This window comes from Donghicola tyrosinivorans, from assembly GCF_003003355.1.
Classification (GTDB): Bacteria; Pseudomonadota; Alphaproteobacteria; order Rhodobacterales; family Rhodobacteraceae; genus Donghicola; species Donghicola tyrosinivorans.
This window is the reverse complement of the sequence record NZ_PVTQ01000002.1, coordinates 43,822-61,198: the sequence shown is the minus strand read 5'-3', so window position 1 is coordinate 61,198 and position 17,377 is coordinate 43,822. Positions and strand designations below refer to the sequence as shown.

The window sequence follows — 17,377 nt, the reverse complement described above, 5'->3', positions numbered from 1 at the left end:
GTCAGGTTGCATTCGGGGCACGGCATAGCCCAAAGGGCGGCAGGGGGAAAGAGGCGTTACGCCTCGTATAACTCTAGGGGCAGACCATCGGGGTCGGCAAAGAAGGTAAACCGCCTACCGGTCAAGGAATCTGTGCGGATTTCCTCTACCGCAACCCCTGCCTGCTCTAGTTCCGCCTTAGCCTGCGCCACATCCGCCACCGTGAACGCCAGATGCCGCAACCCCTGCGCTTCGGGGTATGAGGGGCGCTGCGGAGCATCGGGAAAACTGAACAGCTCGATCTGACTGCCCCCTAGGGCCAGATCCAGCTTCCAGCTATCACGCGCCTCTCGGTAGGTTTCTGCGATCACCGCACACCCGAGGATGTCCACATAGAAGGCTTTAGACCGCGCATAGTCGCTTGCGATGATGGCCACATGGTGAATACCGGTGATGGGAAGGGGCACGAACGCTCTCCGCTAAGTTTCTCAGGCCGCCAGATCATGCCGCGGCGCAGGCTGCGTCAACTCCTCGACCACCTCAAACCGCCAGCAGACCAGCGGCACGGCATCAGACCAGTCACGACGCGTGCCAAAATAGCCGGTCAGTTCCGCATGCCAATCCGCACGGCTTCCATATGGCCCTGTCGCCAAAGCCAGCGTTTCGCTCACTTCAGAAACTGTCGTGATGCTGACTTCGGTCACACGGATCACCGCGCCCGGCAAACGCCGCCCGTCCTTGACGATAAAGTACTGCCCCACAGCCGGCATACGCGCCCCGCCGCGTCCGTCACGCAGCACACCGCAAGACGCGGTCTTTTGCCCCGATGCAACCAACGCCAGCATATCGTCCGCCATCCGCGGTCCATTTCCAAAAGAAAACGTCGTCGCACCGCGATACTTCGCCTTAAGCGCATCCAGCATCAAATCCTCCCAGAACAGGTTACAGCATCACCCTTTCGCAAAATCCGTGCCACGCGCCCTACCCAACGAAAAAGGGCAAGGCCCGCGGCCCTGCCCTTGTAAAACCAGACGGTGAAAAAGGCCTTAACGGCTGAGACCGGCATGCAGGGTCGGCACATCCAGCGAAGCAAAGCCGTAGTGACGCAGCCAACGCAGGTCCGCATCGAAGAAGGCACGCAGATCAGGGATGCCGTATTTCAGCATCGCCAGACGGTCGATCCCCAGACCAAAGGCAAAACCCTGCCACTGAGCAGAATCGATCCCTGCCGCTTCCAGAACCTTGGGATGCACCATGCCAGAGCCACCGGCCTCCAGCCAATCATCGCCCTCACCCAGCTTCAACTGGCCATCAACCCAAGAACAACGGAAGTCGATCTCGGCCGAAGGTTCAGTGAAGGGGAAGTGCGAAGCGCGGAAGCGGACCTCGACCTCATCCACTTCAAAGAAGGCCGCCGCGAATTGCTCCAAAACCCACTTGAGGTTCGCCATCGAGATGTCCTTGTCGATGGCAAGCCCTTCGACCTGATGGAACATAGGCGTGTGGGTCTGATCGTAGTCAGAGCGGTATACACGACCGGGCGCGATGATGCGGCAAGGCGCACCATGCTTTTCCATATGGCGGATCTGCACGGGGCTGGTGTGAGTCCGCAGAACATGGGGTGGGCGATCATCCCCTTCGGCGCGGTGTGTATAGAACGTGTCCATCTCGGCGCGCGCAGGGTGATGGCCAGGAATGTTCAGCGCATCGAAGTTGTACCAATCGCTTTCGATCTGCGGACCCTCAGCAACGGCAAAACCCATATCAGCAAAGATCGCGGTAATCTCTTCGGTCACCTGACTGATCGGATGGATCGAGCCCTGACGCTGAGGGCGTACCGGCAAGGTCACATCCAGCCACTCGGCCTTCAAACGTTCGGCCAATGCCGCATCTGACAGCGATGCCTTGCGGGCGCTCAGAGCTGCGTTGATCTCATCCTTCAGCGCGTTCAGCGCAGGACCAGCTGTCTGACGTTCTTCCGGGGTCATTTTCCCCAGTTCACGCATTTTCAAGCTGATCTCGCCTTTCTTGCCCAATGCCCCAAGGCGCACTTCCTCGAGGGCGGCCTCATCGCTCGCCGCTGCAATCGCTTCGATGTATTTTGCGCGCAAATCGTCCATCGCACCCTCCTTGGCTTTCAGGCGCTTGCTACCACAAGATCAGCAGGACGCAAGCCAAAGGCAATTTTTGGGACGATTGAAGGCGCGGTTACAAAGAGTATTTTTGCAATAAGGAAGCCGATAACCTTCTCTTAATCTCGATCAGTCAAGCTAGCATTGCGGAACAGGCTGGAGAGCCGATGGCCGTCAATGAGGAAGTTGCCCTGTTCAGCGCATAGATCCCGCAAGGACACTACCGCTGGACAGGGCACGATATTAGCTTCCTTATTGAATAAATACTCAAAAAGAGCGTGCACCAAACGCGCGACGGTGACTAACGACACGCCAAAGCAAAATGCGGGCCCCGAGGGACCCGCATCGAAATTCTCTTGCTGTAGCGGCGATTAGGCGGCCAGAGCGCCTTTTGCCTGATCGACGATCGCGCCGAAAGCGGCGGGCTCGTGTACGGCCAGATCAGCCAGAACCTTACGGTCAACAACGATACCTGCTTTGTTCAGGCCGTTGATGAACGCCGAATAGGTCAGATCTGCGTCATGTGCGCGGACAGCTGCGTTGATGCGCTGGATCCACAGAGCGCGGAAGTTACGCTTACGCGCCTTCCGGTCGCGGGTTGCGTACTGGTTGGCCTTATCGACGGCCTGAGCTGCAACCTTGAAGGTGTTCTTGCGACGACCGTAGTAACCTTTGGCCTGCTTGACGATCTTCTTGTGACGGGCGTGGGTGACGGTACCACCTTTGACTCGGGACATTCCGTTCTCTCCTTAGCGCGCGTAGGGCATGTATTTCTTCACGATCTTCTCATCGGGAGCCGAGAGAGTCGTGGTACCACGGGCGGTACGGATGAATTTGGTGGTACGTTTGATCATGCCATGGCGCTTGCCAGCCTGGCCACAAACGATGCGACCGTTGGCGGTCACTTTGAAGCGCTTCTTGGCGCTCGACTTCGTCTTCATCTTGGGCATTTCCGTCTCCTTCAATGCGGGTTCGGTCTTAGCGACGACTCGGCATGCCACATTGGCCGGTCGTGCGGTGTGAGCGCGCCTATTACTAGGGGGCGGGCGGCAAGGCAAGGTGATTCTTTTGGTCAGCCGACGTCGCGAACAGGTCTAGCGGGTGTACCGTTCAACCACATTGGCGAAGACATGGGGAATATCGCCCACGTCGTATCCGCCGGGCTGATGGCGCAGCGCGTAAACGATGCAACCCCCTGCAATCATGATAACAATCATGGCCGCGCGCGGTGCACGGCCATCGTTAAAGGCCGAAAGAATTGCCGGAAGGGAAAAGGCCCCGAGAACGAGGCCTAGTACCAGCGCAAAGTCTGCGTCAAAGTTCATACCTATAATCCACACTAACGAAAAGTTAGTCTAGATTACTCCGGATCGGTGTTAAAAATCAAACGTTCCTCGCAAGGGGCGACCCGCAGGATGTTTGTCGAACCTGTAACATTGAACGGCACACCAGCTGTGACCACGATGTGATCGTTCTCGCTGGCGTAGCCTTCCGACCGTGCCGCACGCACTGCCGAGACCACCGCCATCTTGAAACGGTCCACCTCATTGGTCTTGATCGGCTGCACGCCCCAAGTCAGCGCCAGACGGCGTGCGGTGCGCAGCAACGGGGTCAGAGCGATGATCGGGACCATCGGACGCTCGCGCGAGGTCAGCATGGCTGTGGTGCCGGTCTGGGTGAAGCAGGAGATCGCTTTGATCTGCGCAGTTTCCGCGATTTCGCGGGCAGCCGCCACGATCCCGTGGGCGATACCGGTCCCACGCGACGGAGCAGTGCCGCCACGCGATGCGGTGATAACTTCGCGCCAAGTCTGGTCGCCTTCCACTTCGCGGGCCACGTTGTCCATGGTCTGGACGGCCTGCTCGGGGTATTGGCCCGCTGCCGATTCTGCCGAAAGCATGATCGCATCAGCGCCTTCATAGATCGCCGTTGCCACGTCCGAAACTTCGGCGCGGGTAGGCATGGGGCTTTCGATCATCGATTCCAGCATCTGGGTGGCCACGATCACCGGCTTGGCGGCGGCGCGGCACTTGCGGACCAGTCGCTTCTGGATCGGGGGCACGTTCTGGACGGGCAGTTCTACGCCAAGGTCGCCACGGGCCACCATGATACCGTCAGAGGCATCAAGAATTTCTTCAAAGTCGCGCACAGCGGTGGGCTTTTCGATCTTGGACAGAACCGAAGCGCGGCCCTGCACCAGTTCACGTGCTTCCCAGACGTCCTTGGCACGCTGCACGAAGGACAGCGCGATCCAGTCCACACCCAGATTGCAGGCGAATTCCAGATCACCGCGGTCTTTTTCCGACAGCGCGGCCAGCGGCAAGACCACGTCCGGCACGTTCACGCCCTTGCGGTTCGAGATGGTGCCACCGGTCACGACCACACAGTCTGCCGATTCACGGTCACAGTTTTCCACTTTCAGGCGGATTTTACCGTCGTTCACCAGCAGGTGCGAACCAGGCTCAAGCGCGGCGAAAATCTCGGGGTGCGGCAGGCAGACGCGATCAACGGTGCCTTCTGCTTCGTCCAGATCCAGACGGAAGGCTGCACCTTCGACCAGTTCTTCGCTGCCGTTGGCGAACACACCTACACGCAGTTTCGGGCCCTGCAAGTCTGCCAGAATCGCGATGGGGCTGCCAAGGTCTTCTTCGACCTGACGGATGATCTTGTGACGCTCGGCAATCTCGTCATGGGTGCCGTGGCTCATGTTCAAACGGAATACGTCTGCGCCCGCTTCGTGCAGTTTGCGGATCATTGCGTAATCGTTCGAGGCGGGGCCGAGGGTGGCCACGATCTTGACCTTGCGGTGGCGTCTCATCTGGGTGCTCCTTGTCGCGGGATAATCCGCAAATAGAAATGTTATCGCTAACGTCAGTCGCGTTATGCACGATCATTCGCGCCGGAGCAACTGTTTCGACCGGCAATATGCCGATGAGAGCCCTTGACCCCGCCTTGCGGGACGGCCAGCCTCCGGTCAAACCGAAAAGGGCCAGACCATGACACAGTTAGACGAGCAAACCCGTATCGAACTTGAGGCCGCCGCTTTCCGCCGGCTTCTGGACCATCTTTCCACACGAACGGATGCCCAGAACATAGATATGATGAATCTTGCGGGCTTTTGCCGCAACTGCCTGAGCCGCTGGTATCAGGAAGCCGCCAACGCCAAAGGGATCGAGATGACCAAGGACGAAGGCCGCGAGGCAATCTACGGCATGCCCTATGACGAGTGGAAAGAGAAATACCAAAGCGAAGCCAGCGCCGAGAGTTTGGCCGCGTTCGAGGTCAATAAACCGCAGGATTGATCATATACGGTTTACTTCGGATAAGCGTTTTTAAACCGTAACAATCGACATTAAGCGAAAAGGCGGCCCGAAGGCCGCCTTTTATCTGTTTCACCGTTCGACGCGTGGGTCGCTGCGTTATTCGCCGGTGTAATGGCTGACGATGGCCCGCAGACGATCAATCTCTTCGTCTTTGGACTGAGCATCGGCCAAAAGCTCTTCGAACTTGGCTTCAATGGCGCTGGCATCGGTTTCAAGCTCGGCGCGCAGGTCGTCCAGATCGGACTGAAGGTGGGCGATCTGTTCGTCCTTTTTCTCCAGCACATGGCGCAGACCTTCAGGCAGGTTGCCGTGAACCCAATCATCGTCGTCCAGCGCAAAGGGATCACCCGTGCCAGCTTCGGCCATATCGGCAAGCAGTTCGGGATCAGCGGGAGCGTCAGCATCTTGACCAAGGCCAATGCCCGCACCCGGCAGCGCCGACGCGGCCAGCAGCTTCAGATCATCCAGCTCGGCGGTCAGGCCTTCGATCTCTTTGGTTTTGGCCTCAAGCGATTTGCGCAGGTTGCTGGCTTCGGTCTTTGCCGCAGTCAGGGCTTGTTCGTCCTTGAACGAGCCGACGGCGGCTTTGGCTTTGCGCCCGCCGAAGATCAGCCAGCCTGCCACCAACCCGACAAGAGCGGCGACAACGACCAGACCCCAAATCTCGGTCAGCAGAAATTCCCAGTTCTGAAACATTATTCTGTCTCCTTAGCGGTGGTGGCCGCATCATCCGTGGTCGCGTCAATATCGGCGGGATCAACCCATTCCACCGTCGTGCGCCGGTTGGCGGCGCGTCCTTCTTCTGTGTCATTTGTGGCAACGGGACGGGTGTCGCCGTAACCGGTCGCCTGCAACGCATCACTGGCAACGCCTCGGGCCACAAGGGCGGCACGCACTGCACCTGCCCGCTCTTGGCTAAGCGATGTGTTCGCAGCGGCATTGCCTACCGAATCGGTGTGCCCGCCGATGATCGCGGTCAGATCACCCTTAGCCACACAATGCGCCACGACAGCCGCAATACGGTTCACTGCCCGCGCAGCTTTGGCATCCAGACGCGCCGCGCCCGACACGAACTGCACCCCTTCGCCCTCAAGCGCGCGGGTGATTTCCGCATCACAAGTCTGAACCGAGGGGGCAAAGTCCACGCGGGGCAACCAGTATCCAGCCTGCGCCATTTCGGTTTCGCCGCTGGCAGCGTTGGTCCGCTGGGTGCCATCGGGCACGCTTATTGCGGCAGAGCTCAGGCTGACCTCGCCACCCAACATGGCGGCGATCCCAGCGCTGACCAGTTCCGCATCCACACCAGGCGCGACAGTGCCCGACAGGCTGATGCCGTCTACGGTACGCGTCAGAACCACGTCTTCCAATTCTGGCAGCCAGTCCCGCAGAACAGCGATCCGCGCCAGTTGGCCTGCGGCGTCGCCCACAAGACCGGTGGCACCGGTGCCCGAGAACACGTCAAAGCCCAGAACCTCGGCCACATCGCGGCGCGACATGCCCGCAGGCAGCTTGCCATTGATCGCAAGGCCAGTGTTGGCGTTGTATTCGACATCATAGGCAGGCGGCGTGCCGTCATCCAGCAAGGTCAGATCGGTCTCGACGGTGAACCCGTCAGGCACGGCCTCAAGCAACGCCTTCAACGCTGCCTCTTCCACAGGGCTGCGCACGATACCGCTGATCGCCAAAGTCGTATCCGATAGGTTCAGAACGCCCTCTTCCAGCAGCTTTACCGCCCCAAGGCCTGCTTCTGCCGCGCCGCTCCAGTTTTCCGGAGCGCCAGAGGCCATCGTCAGGCTTTCGACCGGCGCATCCAGCGCCACGGCCAGCGTATCCCGCGCTGCCTCGCTGGGGACATATCCGTCCACCGAGAGGCTGCCGTTCTGCCACCGCGCCCCGAAGCTGAACGGAGACACCTTGGGCAGCACGGTCCAGTCGGTCCGCATCTCACGCAGACCAGTCACCTGCGCGAATTCCGTGCGCAGCATCTCTTCTTCTTCGACACTGTCGACGATGCCGCCCAGTTCGATATCCCGACCCGAAACTGCCACAGTCACACCATGAATGGCCGACTGCCCTTTGGCTTCGGCGCTTTTCAGAACTTTGGCTTCGATTTCGGGTGCATTTGTCCGAATGCCGTAAAATCCGGTCAGGCCAACACCTGCCAGCAAAACGACACTTCCCAATAGCCTGCGCATTAAATCCTCTCTGAATCTCTGCACGTCGCGCCCCTACAGGCCCGAATGCGCCAGCAAAAGCAAGCACAACCACAGGTTATGGGCCATAATGGCACATAACCTGTGTCACAACGATGAAGTCAGGATCAGATTGCGGCTTTGCGGCTTTCTTCCAGATAGATCTCGCGCAGGCGCGAAGCCACGGGGCCAACGGTGCCGGTGCCGACAGCTTTGTCGTCAATCTTGACCACGGGCTGCACAAATGACGTGGCCGAGGTGATAAAGGCCTCATCCGCGTTTTGCGCTTCTTCAATGGTGAAGGGACGCTCTTCGATCTTCATCTGCGCCACTTCCGCAAAGCGCAGAACAGCGGCGCGAGTAATTCCGTGCAGGATGTGGGTGCTGAGGTTGCGGGTGATGATCACACCGTCCTTCACGATATAGGCATTATTCGAGGTGCCCTCGGTCACGAAACCATCCTCAACCATCCACGCATCATCGGCACCAGCCGCCTTGGCCGCCATCTTGCCCATCGAGGGGTACAGCAGCTGCACGGTTTTAATGTCACGACGGCCCCAACGGATATCGGGGATCGAGATGACAGAAATACCAGTCTTCGCCGCAGGGCTGTTCACGGCGTTTTTCTTCTGGGTGAACAGAACCAGCGTCGGCTCTGCATCCTTGGGATAGGCAAAGTCACGGTCCGCAGCGCCACGGGTCACTTGCAGGTAAACCAGACCTTCATCGACACCGTTTTCTTCAACCAACTTGCGGTGGATCGACAGCAGCTCTTCCTTGGTGACCGGCTCTTTCATCTCCAACTCGCTCAGCGAGCGGGCCAGACGCGTTGCGTGGCCATCAAAGTCGATCAGCTTGCCGTCCAGAACGGTGGTCACTTCGTAGACGCCATCCGCCATCAGAAAGCCACGGTCAAAGATGGACACTTTGGCTTCGGTTTCGGGCAGGTATTCGCCGTTCACATAGACGGTACGGGTCATGTCGGGTCTTCTCCTAATAGATCGCGACGGGGGCCTTACCCCCAAAGGGCCGCCACAGGCGGATGCACTCCATCGGCATCGTAATGCAGGGCGTTGTCACGGTCTTCGGCCAGAAGCAGCGGCGCGTCAAGATCGACGACCTTCACACCCCGCGCAACAACGGTCGCAGGGGCCATCGCAAGCGAGCTGCCAATCATGCAGCCCACCATGATATCAAAGCCCATTTCCTCGGCCGCACGGCGCAATGCCAAGGCCTCGGTCAGGCCGCCGGTCTTGTCCAGCTTAATGTTGATCATGTCATATTTGCCGCGCAGCTTTTCCAGACCATTGCGATCATGACAGCTTTCATCGGCACAAAGGGGCACAGGGCGCTCCAGCCCCAACAGGGCGTCGTCCTGACCTGCGGGCAAAGGTTGCTCGACCATCTCTACGCCCAAGCGGACCAGATGCGGCGCCAGATCGGAATAGACCTCTGCGCTCCAGCCTTCATTGGCGTCCACAATGATCCGCGATGAAGGCGCACCGCGACGCACGGCTTCCAAACGCGGCATGTCCTCGGGTGTGCCAAGCTTGATCTTCAGCAGCGGACGGAACGCATTCTTCCGCGCCTGTTCTTCCATCTCTTCGGGGCTCGCCAAAGACAGCGTATAGGCCGTCACCTCCGGGCCTGGCGCCGGCACACCGGCCAGATCCCAAACACGGCGATGGGTCTTCTTGGCCTCCAGATCCCACAAGGCACAATCCACCGCATTGCGCGCCGCCCCTGCGGGCAGGGCATATTGCAGCGCCTTACGCTCGATATCCTGCGGCAGACCGGCGATCTGTTCGGAAACGCTGTCCAGCGTTTCGCCATAACGGGCATAGGGAACGCATTCCCCGTATCCAGTCACCCCGCCCCGCGTGATTTGCACAGACAGCACCTGCGCCTCGGTCCTGCTCCCGCGCGAGATCGTAAAGACCTGCGCCAGTTTGAAGCTCTCGCGACGGACGATCAAAGACATGCCCATTCCTTCTTTATCGCAAAAATACTTAATGGAACGAAAGGCCCCGCAAGGCCCCTCGGTAGATCAAAGGCTTACAGTGCAGCCAAGGCGTCTGCCAGACGATCCGCGCTGTGGCGGTAGGGATCGACGGCGGGCAGACCCATCTCTGCCTCGACCTGCGCCAGATAGGCCTCGGCTTCGGCGTCGCCCATATGCTGGGTGTTGACCGAAATACCAACGATCTTCACGTCAGGATTGGCAACACGGGCCAAGGGCAGAACCAAATCAGCCAGTTGCTGAAGGGTCGGAACCGCGTAACCGGGCAGGCCGCGCAGATGGGTGCGGGTCGGCTCATGGCACAGGATCAGCGCATCTGCCTGACCGCCATGGACCAGCGCCAGCGTTACGCCGGAATAGGACACGTGGAACAGGCTGCCCTGCCCTTCGATGATATCCCAGTGATCATCATCATTATCAGGCGTCAGCCACTCGATCGAGCCCGCCATAAAGTCCGCGATCACTGCGTCCAGCGGCACGCCGTTGCCGGTGATCAGAATGCCGGTCTGGCCGGTGGCCCGGAAGGTGCTTTTCAGACCCTTGGCGCGCATCGAGTTGTCCAGCGCCAGCGCGGTATACATCTTGCCGACCGAGCAATCGGTCCCGACCGCCAGCACACGCTTGCCGCGGCGCTTTTCTCCATTGGCGATGGGGTACTGAACCTCGGGAACGCGCACGTCATGCAGCGAACGGCCGCAAGCTTCGGCAACCGCCACCAGATCGGGCTCGTTGCGCAGCAGGTTGTGCAAGCCGGAGGCCAGATCAAAGCCCTCTTCCAGCGCCGCAACCAGCACCTTTTTCCATGCCTGACTGATCACGCCGCCACGGTTGGCAACGCCAATGACCAGAGTTTCAGCGCCCGCCGCCTTGGCCTCGGCCAGAGTCATATCAGTCAGGCCCAGATCGGCTTTGCAGCCTTCCATACGGAACTGGCCTACGGCATTCTCGGGGCGCCAGTCCTTGATACCTTGTGCGACTTTGGCCGCAAGTTGATCGGGTGCATCGCCTAGAAACAGCAGGTAAGGGGTCTTGATCATCGCAAAAATCCTTCTTCTCAGGAAACAGGATGCCGCGCCTGCAGCGAGATTTCTTACGAAATCCTGCGGCTTCTACTGAAAATTTTGAAGAAACTTCGAAATTTGAAAAGATTTGCCGAAGATTCTTGCAGCCCTACCCCTCAAGACGTGAAACTCTTCGATAGCGTGGCCGCAACGCAGCGTCCGATGCCGCAGTTGCGAAAAGACGCTTGCGTGACGCTGCGCAATTTAATACCCATTCAAGCAACCTAAACGAAATATCATTACCGAAAGGCAGAGCCGATGAGCTTCCGCATTCAGCCCCCAGCGCCCGCCCGCCCGAACCGTTGCCAGCTGTTCGGCCCCGGCTCGCGCCCTGCATTGTTTGAGAAAATGGCCGCCAGCGCGGCGGACGTGATCAACCTTGACCTTGAGGATTCGGTGGCCCCCACCGACAAGGACGCGGCCCGCGCGAACATTATCGCGGCGATCAGCGATGTGGATTGGGGCAACAAGACCCTTTCGGTGCGCATCAACGGTCTGGACACCCCCTACTGGTACCGCGACGTCGTGGACCTGATGGAACAGGCGGGCGAGCGTCTGGACCAGATCATGATCCCCAAAGTGGGTTGCGCTGCCGACATCTACGCCGTGGACGCGCTGGTCACCGCGATCGAGACCGCCAAAGGCCGCGCCAAGAAGATCAACTTTGAAGTCATCATCGAATCGGCTGCCGGCATTGCCCATGTGGAAGAAATCGCCGCCGCCTCGCCCCGTCTGGTGGCCATGAGCCTTGGCGCTGCGGACTTTGCCGCATCCATGGGCATGGCAACCACCGGCATCGGCGGGACACAGGAAAACTATTACATGCTGCGCGAAGGCGCGAAGTATTGGTCGGACCCGTGGCACTGGGCACAGGCTGCCATCGTTGCCGCCTGCCGCACCCACGGCGTGCTGCCCGTCGACGGCCCCTTCGGCGATTTCAGCGATGACGAAGGCTACCGCGCGCAGGCGCTGCGTTCGGCGACCCTTGGCATGGTTGGCAAATGGGCCATCCACCCCAAACAGATCGCGCTGGCCAACGAGGTCTTCACCCCGTCCGAAGCCGCCGTCACCGAGGCCCGCGAAATTCTGGCCGCAATGGAAGAAGCCAAAGCCAAGGGCGAAGGCGCAACTGTTTACAAAGGCCGTCTGGTCGACATCGCCTCGATCAAGCAGGCCGAAGTAATCGTGCGCCAGTCGGAGATGATCGCGAACAGCTGATCAAAGGCCGGGGGCGCTGCCCCCGGACCCCCGAGGTATTTTCGCCAAGATGAAGAGGCTGCCGGTTTCCGGTGGCCTTTTTCTATGCCCGCTCGTCCTTTGGGGAGCCCATGACCACATAGGTGGTGAGAGCCTGCACCTGCGGCAGGGTTCCTAGGACTTCGGTGTGGAAATGTTTGTAGGCGGCCAGATCTGCAGCCTCGATCCGCAGGAGGTATTCGATGGCACCGGTGATGTTATGGCATTCGCGCACCTCGGGGGCGCGGGCGATTGCGCGTTCAAACGCCTCTTGCGCCGCTTTGGTATGGGTACCGAGACCGACAGTCACATAGGCGATGAAGCCGATGCCCATAGCTGCGGGATTGAGAACCGCACGATAACCGCTGATCGCCCCGCGCTTTTCCAGATCCTGCACGCGGCGCAGGCAGGCCGATGGGGACAGGCCCACGCGATCGGCCAGTTCGAGATTGCTGATGCGGCCCTCGGATGAGAGGACTTGCAATATTTTTCGGTTTATCTGGTCATCTTTGATCATTTGTTGCGATTATTGTTGCTTGAATGAGGTCTTTGCAAGCCAATTGCGGTGATTTTCGCATGATATTGCGCATATGACCTACGAACTTATCCCTGCTCTTTTCGCGTTCTCGCTGGCTACGGTGATCACACCCGGGCCGAACAACCTGATGCTGATGGCATCGGGTGCCAACTTTGGCTTTGCCCGTACCCTGCCCCACATGGCTGGGATCGCCTTTGGATTTCCGGCCATGGTGCTTCTAGTCGGACTGGGGGTAATGCAGATTTTTGATCTGTGGCCTGCGTCCTACACAGCGCTGAAGATCGCATCGGTCGGCTATCTGGCTTATCTGGCGTGGAAAATCGCGACCGCGGCCCCGATCCAAGGTGCGGATGCCCGCTCTCGCCCCTTGCGCTTTGTCGAGGCGGCAGCCTTCCAATGGGTGAACCCGAAGGCATGGAGCATGGCATTGACCGCGATCACCCTTTACGCAGGTGGCCGCGATCTGAGCCATGTGGGGCTGGTGGCATTGGCCTATGTGCTGACGGCGCTGGTCTCGACCAGCAGTTGGACGTTGCTTGGGCAGCAGATCCGCCGTCTGCTGGCAACGCCCGCCCGTCTGCGTCTGTTCAACGGCGCGATGGCCCTGTTGCTGCTGGCGACGCTGATCCCCGTCCTTATGGGTTGAGGGGAATGCAGATCAGGGTCTGAAGCTCTTCTGGCGGAACCTCGTTGGGGTCGTTCAGATACAGTTCATAGCTGGGAAGCGGGGCGTGTGTCCGCCCCGATGCTGGCAAGACTTCGTCGTAGATGTAGCCGTAGGTCGCAGCCAACCCTGCGTAATCGCCCACATGCAACAGTTCCAGATAGGGGCCAGCGTCCAGAACGCGCTGCTCCATACCATCAGGCAGGATGGCACCCTCTTTGACCGCGACCGCCGGGAAGCTGCGTAGATCAGCGGGCGGTGTTAGTTTGGGGTTGTCATAATAAACCCCCGCCATGCCAATCGCGTGGGGCCAAAGACCGGCCTTGCCAGCCATCTCGGCCACCTGCGCGAAGGCAGGGCCAAGGTTCATGTAGGGGCCTGTGTGCGGCTGACCGAAAAGGCGCAACGGGACACGTTCTGTGATCTCTGTCTTGTACATAATATCTCTCTACAAATGGCCGGGACCCGAGGCACCTGAAATAAATCGCACCCTGGAATCTACCCTACCCTAGCCCTGCCGCGGGGCGATAATAAAGCGCCTTGCGCGTAGCGGATTGCATCTAGCCTGCACAATCGCCATATAGCGGCCAAGTAAAGGAGCGTCCGAATGACCCATTACCTCGATTTTGAAAAACCGCTGGCCGAGATCGAAGGCAAAGCAGAAGAACTGCGTGCTATCGCCCGTCAAAGCGAAGAAATGGATGTCGAGGACGAAGCCAAGGCGCTGGACCGGAAGGCCGACACTCTGCTGAAAGAGCTGTATTCCAAGCTGACCCCCTGGCGGAAATGTCAGGTTGCCCGTCATCCGGACCGCCCTCACTGCCGCGACTACATCAACGCGCTGTTCACCGAATACACCCCGCTGGCCGGTGACCGGAACTTTGCGGACGACCACGCTGTCATGGGCGGCATGGCCCGCTTTGACGGCCGCCCCGTCGTCGTGATCGGTCAGGAAAAGGGCCACGACACCAAAACCCGCATTGAGCGGAACTTTGGCATGGCGCGCCCCGAAGGCTATCGCAAAGCGATCCGCCTGATGGATCTGGCAGACCGCTTTAACCTGCCGGTCATCACCCTTGTGGACACCCCTGGTGCCTACCCCGGCAAAGGCGCGGAAGAGCGCGGCCAGTCCGAGGCCATCGCCCGCTCGACCGAAAAATGCCTGCAGATCGGCGTGCCGATCATTTCGACCATCATCGGCGAAGGTGGTTCGGGCGGCGCTGTTGCCTTCGCAACCGCCGACAAAGTGATGATGCTGGAACATTCGGTCTATTCGGTCATCTCGCCGGAAGGCTGCGCCTCGATCCTGTGGAAGGACGCGGAAAAGATGCGCGAAGCCGCCGAGGCACTGCGCCTGACCGCACAAGACCTGCACAAGCTGGGTGTCTGTGATCGCATCGTGACCGAACCCATGGGCGGCGCGCACCGCGACCGTCAGGGCATCATCGCATCGGTGGGTCGCAACATCGGCCAGTTGCTCAAGGATCTGGACGGTCAAGACAGCAAAACCCTGATCGCCAACCGCCGGAAAAAGTTTCTGGCCCTCGGCTCCAAAGGTCTGGCAAGCTGATCCGCCAACTTCTTTATTGAATAAATACTCATACAAAAGGGGCCGCTTGGCCCCTTTTTTTCATGCCACCAACAGGCGCAAGCCTTGGGTCACATCTGACCGGACAGCCAGCCGCAGACCGGGTTCATCACCCGCTTTGAGGGCCGCGATGATGTGGCGGTGGTACTGGGGCGGCTCGGTCCGGCGCAGACGGCCATATAGGGCACGCATAGTCGGCCCCAATTGCAACCAAACCGTTTCCGCCATAGCCAGCATCGCAGGGGCCTGCGCCCGCAGGTACAGCGTCCGGTGAAACTCTAGGTTAGTGCGGATATAGCCCACAGCGTCGTGCTTTTTGATGATCGGACTGATGCTGGCGTGGATCGCCTCCAGACGGTCGATCAGCGCCATATGGGCACGGGGCAGCGCGCGCGAGGCTAGCTCGACCTCCAGCAAGGCGCGAATAGCGGCCAATTCTTCGATCCGTTCGTTCGACAGCTCTGGCGTGGCCACACGTCCTGAGGGCGACAGGGTCAGCGCCCCTTCCGCAACCAGACGGCGCAGAGCCTCACGCGCGGGGGTCATTGACACACCAAACTCTTTCCCGATCCCGCGCAGGGTCAAGGCCTCGCCCGGTTGCAACTCGCCGTACATGATGCGGCTGCGCAGCATCCGGTAGGTGCGATCATGGGCCGACTGGGGCGTTGCAGAGTCGTAGGAGCGGTTCGAAATAAGCATGGTCTTTTGTGATCACAAAGGTGGATTCCGTCAATCCTCAAAGCGATAAGCGTGCAATTGGTTGCCGTCAGTCCGCAGCCAATCCCGCTGGTCTTGGTAAGGGCCATAGATCCGCTCAACCGCCCGCCAGAAGGCCGGTGAGTGGTCCATATGAGCCAGATGCGCCACCTCGTGGGCCGCCACGTAGTCCAGCACGTCTTTCGGCGCCAGAATCAGCCGCCACGAGAACATCAGCCGCCCCTCAGCTGTACACGATCCCCAACGGGACCGCGTGTCCCGCAAAACGATCGAGCTATAGGCCCGATCCAGCCGTCCCGCATAGCGATGGGCAGCCTCAACCAAACGGCGACGCGCAGTTTCTTTCAGAAAAGTGCGCAATTTTACGGGAACCTGATCCCGATGTCCTGGGACATAGAGGGCGTCATCCTCAAGGATCACCCGCCGCCCCTCGCAGGGTCGGATCACACGAAGGCGCCCCTCGACCGGCAAAGATGTCCCAAAATCCACTTTGGAAACCGTGACGTGATTGGCGATCTGTTTACGCAGCCAACCCTCTTTTTCTTTCGCGAATGCAACACCTTGGGCTTCTGGCACCCCTTCGGGCATTGTCAGGGTAATGCGCCCGTCCAAGCGCGATACCCGCAACGTCATCCGCCGTGCTTGCGCAGATTTGCGCACAATCACCGTAACGGGGGGGTTGCCAGAAATGATATGTTGTCCCATATGCGCGCTCCATGGGGTGTCCAGATTTGTCTTTGACACCCGTCCGACCTTATGGCAGGGGTCTGCGACCGCCTGCAAGCACCAGAGAGCGAAAGGGATTGCCCATGCCCAAAGAAGAATGGGGCGTGAAGCGCGTCTGCCCGACGACTGGCAAACGCTTCTACGACCTGAACAAAAATCCGATCGTCAGCCCCTACACCGGCGAGGTCGTCAACATCGAGACTGCAAAGTCGCGCATGATCCCCACCGACGGTGAAGATCAGCAGACCCGCAAGCTGAAAGCACGCGAATCTGACGATGATGATGATGTCATTCTGGATGATGACGATTCAGCAGATATGGATCTGGATGATGATCTGCTGGACGACGATGATGACGATAGTGTCAGCCTTGACGACATCACAGATGTCGCGTCGGAAGACGACGACAGCTGATATAAAAAAATCGCTCGGGGGATGTTTTTTGCGCTTGCACTCCCCCGCGCGCTTATCTAGTTAGCACCGCACACCCAACGCGGTGACATAAGGTTCGGGGCCATAGCTCAGCTGGGAGAGCGCTTGCATGGCATGCAAGAGGTCAGGGGTTCGATCCCCCTTGGCTCCACCAAATCCTTCTTAAAATGATAGCGATTTGATCCTGATCCTTACGGGATTGGTGATTGATACTTTTATCGCACCACTTTTCTGCACCTGCGTAGTTCGGACGCCCTTTGATGGGATGCGACACGCGGCAATCTTTGCAATCAGCCAAAACCATCTTTTGCGCAGATCCTCCGAAATGGTCCAAAGCACGTTCGTCAAAGCGTGCTTACAGATCGCGTCAGATGCGCGGCCAAGCCGCCTGATGCGTGATCGATGAACAATCTTCGCGACTTCGGGCAACCGCCTTGGGCCAATGCAGTTATCAACCATTGGTTGTATGTATTTGCAGTCTACCCAGCTCATACAGGAAACACGCAAGCGTGAAATACCAATTCGGGGCAGACCAAGCACCACCCTTATCCCGATGAAAAGCCGAAGTAATCGTATATTTTTGAAAAGCAAACCCAAGGTAACACCACAGCGGACCTTGATGGAAATGACAGGTCACCTTCCGTGCGCAGTAACAAGTTATACGGGCAGTCCTCAGAGCGTCTCAGGACGGAAACCTGACCAAAGCCGCAACAGAGACCCGCTCTGATAGCCATTCACCCCGAATCAAAGACACTTCGAGCGATGAGGTC

At 59.1% G+C, this 17,377-nt stretch carries 21 protein-coding genes and 1 tRNA gene; 6 read left to right on the top strand and 16 right to left on the bottom strand.

Going from position 1 to position 17,377, the window contains the following annotated elements; translation table 11 throughout:
• Window positions 1-56: 56 nt before the first annotated feature.
• The 7 genes from gloA2 to pyk all read right to left on the bottom strand — a co-directional run bounded on the left by gloA2 (window position 57) and on the right by pyk (window position 4,929).
• Window positions 57-446: an SMU1112c/YaeR family gloxylase I-like metalloprotein gene (gene gloA2 / locus CLV74_RS02710; protein WP_106262685.1), complete on the bottom strand. Its 390-nt coding sequence runs from the start codon at window positions 444-446 to the stop codon at window positions 57-59.
• 21 nt (window positions 447-467) lie between these two features.
• Window positions 468-902: an ASCH domain-containing protein gene (locus CLV74_RS02705; protein ID WP_106262684.1), complete on the bottom strand. Its 435-nt coding sequence runs from the start codon at window positions 900-902 to the stop codon at window positions 468-470.
• A gap of 123 nt (window positions 903-1,025) precedes the next feature.
• Window positions 1,026-2,099, bottom strand: coding sequence for a phenylalanine--tRNA ligase subunit alpha (pheS, locus tag CLV74_RS02700; RefSeq protein ID WP_106262683.1), 1,074 nt, complete (start codon window positions 2,097-2,099; stop codon window positions 1,026-1,028).
• A 383-nt stretch (window positions 2,100-2,482) separates the two neighbouring features.
• On the bottom strand, window positions 2,483-2,848 hold the full coding sequence (rplT, locus tag CLV74_RS02695) for a 50S ribosomal protein L20 (RefSeq protein WP_106262682.1): 366 nt from the start codon (window positions 2,846-2,848) through the stop codon (window positions 2,483-2,485).
• Between the two features lie 12 nt (window positions 2,849-2,860).
• Window positions 2,861-3,061 (bottom strand): 50S ribosomal protein L35, encoded by a 201-nt coding sequence (gene rpmI, locus CLV74_RS02690; RefSeq protein WP_106262681.1) that lies wholly within the window; start codon window positions 3,059-3,061, stop codon window positions 2,861-2,863.
• A 144-nt stretch (window positions 3,062-3,205) separates the two neighbouring features.
• On the bottom strand, window positions 3,206-3,436 hold the full coding sequence (locus CLV74_RS02685; RefSeq protein WP_106262680.1) for a hypothetical protein: 231 nt from the start codon (window positions 3,434-3,436) through the stop codon (window positions 3,206-3,208).
• A 35-nt stretch (window positions 3,437-3,471) separates the two neighbouring features.
• Window positions 3,472-4,929: a pyruvate kinase gene (gene pyk / locus CLV74_RS02680; RefSeq protein ID WP_106262679.1), complete on the bottom strand. Its 1,458-nt coding sequence runs from the start codon at window positions 4,927-4,929 to the stop codon at window positions 3,472-3,474.
• A gap of 178 nt (window positions 4,930-5,107) precedes the next feature.
• On the opposite strand from pyk, the gene CLV74_RS02675 reads away from it, so the two are divergent.
• Window positions 5,108-5,413, top strand: coding sequence for a DUF1244 domain-containing protein (locus CLV74_RS02675; protein WP_106262678.1), 306 nt, complete (start codon window positions 5,108-5,110; stop codon window positions 5,411-5,413).
• Window positions 5,414-5,530: 117 nt separating this feature from the next.
• Here the strand turns inward: CLV74_RS02675 and CLV74_RS22990 are convergent, their stop codons facing one another.
• The 5 genes from CLV74_RS22990 to dgcN all read right to left on the bottom strand — a co-directional run bounded on the left by CLV74_RS22990 (window position 5,531) and on the right by dgcN (window position 10,683).
• Window positions 5,531-6,130: a hypothetical protein gene (locus tag CLV74_RS22990; RefSeq protein WP_211299004.1), complete on the bottom strand. Its 600-nt coding sequence runs from the start codon at window positions 6,128-6,130 to the stop codon at window positions 5,531-5,533.
• Window positions 6,130-7,629 carry an OmpA family protein gene (locus CLV74_RS02665; protein ID WP_106262677.1) on the bottom strand — a complete coding sequence of 500 codons (1,500 nt, stop codon included), beginning with the start codon at window positions 7,627-7,629 and terminating at the stop codon, window positions 6,130-6,132. The genes CLV74_RS22990 and CLV74_RS02665 overlap by 1 nt, the downstream gene beginning before the upstream one ends.
• A gap of 125 nt (window positions 7,630-7,754) precedes the next feature.
• The gene (locus CLV74_RS02660) at window positions 7,755-8,606 is read right to left on the bottom strand and encodes a D-amino-acid transaminase (RefSeq protein WP_106262676.1); all 852 of its coding nucleotides are present in this window, start codon (window positions 8,604-8,606) and stop codon (window positions 7,755-7,757) included.
• A gap of 35 nt (window positions 8,607-8,641) precedes the next feature.
• Window positions 8,642-9,607: an N-acetyl-D-Glu racemase DgcA gene (gene dgcA / locus CLV74_RS02655; protein WP_106262675.1), complete on the bottom strand. Its 966-nt coding sequence runs from the start codon at window positions 9,605-9,607 to the stop codon at window positions 8,642-8,644.
• Between the two features lie 74 nt (window positions 9,608-9,681).
• Window positions 9,682-10,683, bottom strand: coding sequence for an N-acetyltransferase DgcN (gene dgcN, locus CLV74_RS02650; RefSeq protein WP_106262674.1), 1,002 nt, complete (start codon window positions 10,681-10,683; stop codon window positions 9,682-9,684).
• Window positions 10,684-10,965: 282 nt separating this feature from the next.
• Here dgcN and CLV74_RS02645 point away from each other — a divergent pair, with 282 nt between their 5' ends.
• Complete coding sequence (locus CLV74_RS02645) at window positions 10,966-11,925, top strand: L-malyl-CoA/beta-methylmalyl-CoA lyase (protein WP_106262673.1); 960 nt, start codon at window positions 10,966-10,968, stop codon at window positions 11,923-11,925.
• An 82-nt stretch (window positions 11,926-12,007) separates the two neighbouring features.
• On the opposite strand, the gene CLV74_RS02640 is transcribed toward CLV74_RS02645, so the two are convergent.
• Window positions 12,008-12,460, bottom strand: a complete 453-nt coding sequence (locus CLV74_RS02640; protein ID WP_106262672.1) for an Lrp/AsnC family transcriptional regulator — start codon at window positions 12,458-12,460, stop codon at window positions 12,008-12,010.
• A gap of 73 nt (window positions 12,461-12,533) precedes the next feature.
• Between CLV74_RS02640 and CLV74_RS02635 the strand changes: the two genes are divergently transcribed.
• The gene (locus tag CLV74_RS02635) at window positions 12,534-13,127 is read left to right on the top strand and encodes a LysE family translocator (RefSeq protein WP_106262671.1); all 594 of its coding nucleotides are present in this window, start codon (window positions 12,534-12,536) and stop codon (window positions 13,125-13,127) included.
• Here the strand turns inward: CLV74_RS02635 and CLV74_RS02630 are convergent.
• Window positions 13,117-13,584, bottom strand: a complete 468-nt coding sequence (locus CLV74_RS02630) for an AraC family transcriptional regulator (RefSeq protein ID WP_106262670.1) — start codon at window positions 13,582-13,584, stop codon at window positions 13,117-13,119. The two genes, CLV74_RS02635 and CLV74_RS02630, sit on opposite strands and share 11 nt — an antisense overlap.
• Before the next feature lie 168 nt (window positions 13,585-13,752).
• Between CLV74_RS02630 and CLV74_RS02625 the strand changes: the two genes are divergently transcribed.
• Window positions 13,753-14,715: an acetyl-CoA carboxylase carboxyltransferase subunit alpha gene (locus CLV74_RS02625; protein WP_106262669.1), complete on the top strand. Its 963-nt coding sequence runs from the start codon at window positions 13,753-13,755 to the stop codon at window positions 14,713-14,715.
• 60 nt (window positions 14,716-14,775) lie between these two features.
• On the opposite strand, the gene CLV74_RS02620 is transcribed toward CLV74_RS02625, so the two are convergent.
• Window positions 14,776-15,432, bottom strand: coding sequence for a GntR family transcriptional regulator (locus CLV74_RS02620; protein ID WP_106262668.1), 657 nt, complete (start codon window positions 15,430-15,432; stop codon window positions 14,776-14,778).
• Window positions 15,433-15,462: 30 nt separating this feature from the next.
• The gene (locus CLV74_RS02615) at window positions 15,463-16,155 is read right to left on the bottom strand and encodes a M48 family metallopeptidase (protein ID WP_106262667.1); all 693 of its coding nucleotides are present in this window, start codon (window positions 16,153-16,155) and stop codon (window positions 15,463-15,465) included.
• Between the two features lie 104 nt (window positions 16,156-16,259).
• On the opposite strand from CLV74_RS02615, the gene CLV74_RS02610 reads away from it, so the two are divergent.
• On the top strand, window positions 16,260-16,589 hold the full coding sequence (locus CLV74_RS02610) for a TIGR02300 family protein (protein ID WP_106262666.1): 330 nt from the start codon (window positions 16,260-16,262) through the stop codon (window positions 16,587-16,589).
• A gap of 96 nt (window positions 16,590-16,685) precedes the next feature.
• Window positions 16,686-16,761: transfer RNA gene (locus CLV74_RS02605), tRNA-Ala, on the top strand.
• Window positions 16,762-17,377: the final 616 nt, after the last annotated feature.